Annotated in this window: 1 rRNA gene; it reads left to right on the top strand. The window is 53.0% G+C overall.

Going from position 1 to position 2,188, the window contains the following annotated elements:
- Positions 1-25: 25 nt before the first annotated feature.
- Positions 26-2,188: ribosomal RNA gene (locus ACDO57_RS23305) — 23S ribosomal RNA — on the top strand; the annotation flags it as partial.

Raw genomic sequence — 2,188 nt, 5'->3', positions numbered from 1 at the left:
GAAGTGAAACATCTTCGGGTTGTGAGGTTAAGCGACTAAGCGTACACGGTGGATGCCCTGGCAGTCAGAGGCGATGAAGGACGTGCTAATCTGCGAAAAGCGCCGGCGAGGTGATATGAACCTTTGACCCGGCGATGTCCGAATGGGGAAACCCAGTGTGATTCGTCACACTATCGTTAACTGAATACATAGGTTAACGAGGCGAACCGGGGGAACTGAAACATCTAAGTACCCCGAGGAAAAGAAATCAACCGAGATTCCCCCAGTAGCGGCGAGCGAACGGGGAGCAGCCCAGAGTCTGAATCAGCTTGTGTGTTAGTGGAAGCGTCTGGAAAGTCGCACGGTACAGGGTGATAGTCCCGTACACGAAAACACACAGGTTGTGAACTCGAAGAGTAGGGCGGGACACGTGGTATCCTGTCTGAATATGGGGGGACCATCCTCCAAGGCTAAATACTCCTGACTGACCGATAGTGAACCAGTACCGTGAGGGAAAGGCGAAAAGAACCCCGGCGAGGGGAGTGAAAAAGAACCTGAAACCGTGTACGTACAAGCAGTGGGAGCACCTTCGTGGTGTGACTGCGTACCTTTTGTATAATGGGTCAGCGACTTATATTCTGTAGCAAGGTTAACCGTATAGGGGAGCCGAAGGGAAACCGAGTCTTAACTGGGCGTTAAGTTGCAGGGTATAGACCCGAAACCCGGTGATCTAGCCATGGGCAGGTTGAAGGTTGGGTAACACTAACTGGAGGACCGAACCGACTAATGTTGAAAAATTAGCGGATGACTTGTGGCTGGGGGTGAAAGGCCAATCAAACCGGGAGATAGCTGGTTCTCCCCGAAAGCTATTTAGGTAGCGCCTCGTGAACTCATCTTCGGGGGTAGAGCACTGTTTCGGCTAGGGGGCCATCCCGGCTTACCAACCCGATGCAAACTACGAATACCGAAGAATGTTATCACGGGAGACACACGGCGGGTGCTAACGTCCGTCGTGAAGAGGGAAACAACCCAGACCGCCAGCTAAGGTCCCAAAGTCATGGTTAAGTGGGAAACGATGTGGGAAGGCACAGACAGCCAGGATGTTGGCTTAGAAGCAGCCATCATTTAAAGAAAGCGTAATAGCTCACTGGTCGAGTCGGCCTGCGCGGAAGATGTAACGGGGCTAAACCATGCACCGAAGCTGCGGCAGCGACACTTAGGTGTTGTTGGGTAGGGGAGCGTTCTGTAAGCCGTTGAAGGTGTGCTGTGAGGCATGCTGGAGGTATCAGAAGTGCGAATGCTGACATAAGTAACGATAAAGCGGGTGAAAAGCCCGCTCGCCGGAAGACCAAGGGTTCCTGTCCAACGTTAATCGGGGCAGGGTGAGTCGACCCCTAAGGCGAGGCCGAAAGGCGTAGTCGATGGGAAACAGGTTAATATTCCTGTACTTGGTGTTACTGCGAAGGGGGGACGGAGAAGGCTATGTTAGCCGGGCGACGGTTGTCCCGGTTTAAGCATGTAGGCGGAGGTTCCAGGTAAATCCGGTACCTTATTAACGCTGAGGTGTGATGACGAGGCACTACGGTGCTGAAGTAACAAATGCCCTGCTTCCAGGAAAAGCCTCTAAGCATCAGGTAACATCAAATCGTACCCCAAACCGACACAGGTGGTCAGGTAGAGAATACCAAGGCGCTTGAGAGAACTCGGGTGAAGGAACTAGGCAAAATGGTGCCGTAACTTCGGGAGAAGGCACGCTGATATGTAGGTGAAGCCCCTGCGGGTGGAGCTGAAATCAGTCGAAGATACCAGCTGGCTGCAACTGTTTATTAAAAACACAGCACTGTGCAAACACGAAAGTGGACGTATACGGTGTGACGCCTGCCCGGTGCCGGAAGGTTAATTGATGGGGTTAGCGGCAACGCGAAGCTCTTGATCGAAGCCCCGGTAAACGGCGGCCGTAACTATAACGGTCCTAAGGTAGCGAAATTCCTTGTCGGGTAAGTTCCGACCTGCACGAATGGCGTAATGATGGCCAGGCTGTCTCCACCCGAGACTCAGTGAAATTGAACTCGCTGTGAAGATGCAGTGTACCCGCGGCAAGACGGAAAGACCCCGTGAACCTTTACTATAGCTTGACACTGAACACTGGTCCTTGATGTGTAGGATAGGTGGGAGGCTTTGAAGCGTGGACGCCAGTCTGCGTGGAGCC

It is taken from the genome of Enterobacter cloacae complex sp. 2015409 (genome assembly GCF_041365315.1).
Taxonomy (GTDB): domain Bacteria; phylum Pseudomonadota; class Gammaproteobacteria; order Enterobacterales; family Enterobacteriaceae; genus Enterobacter; species Enterobacter pseudoroggenkampii.
Note: the sequence above shows the minus strand (reverse complement) of the source record. Positions and strands in the feature narration are given on the sequence as shown.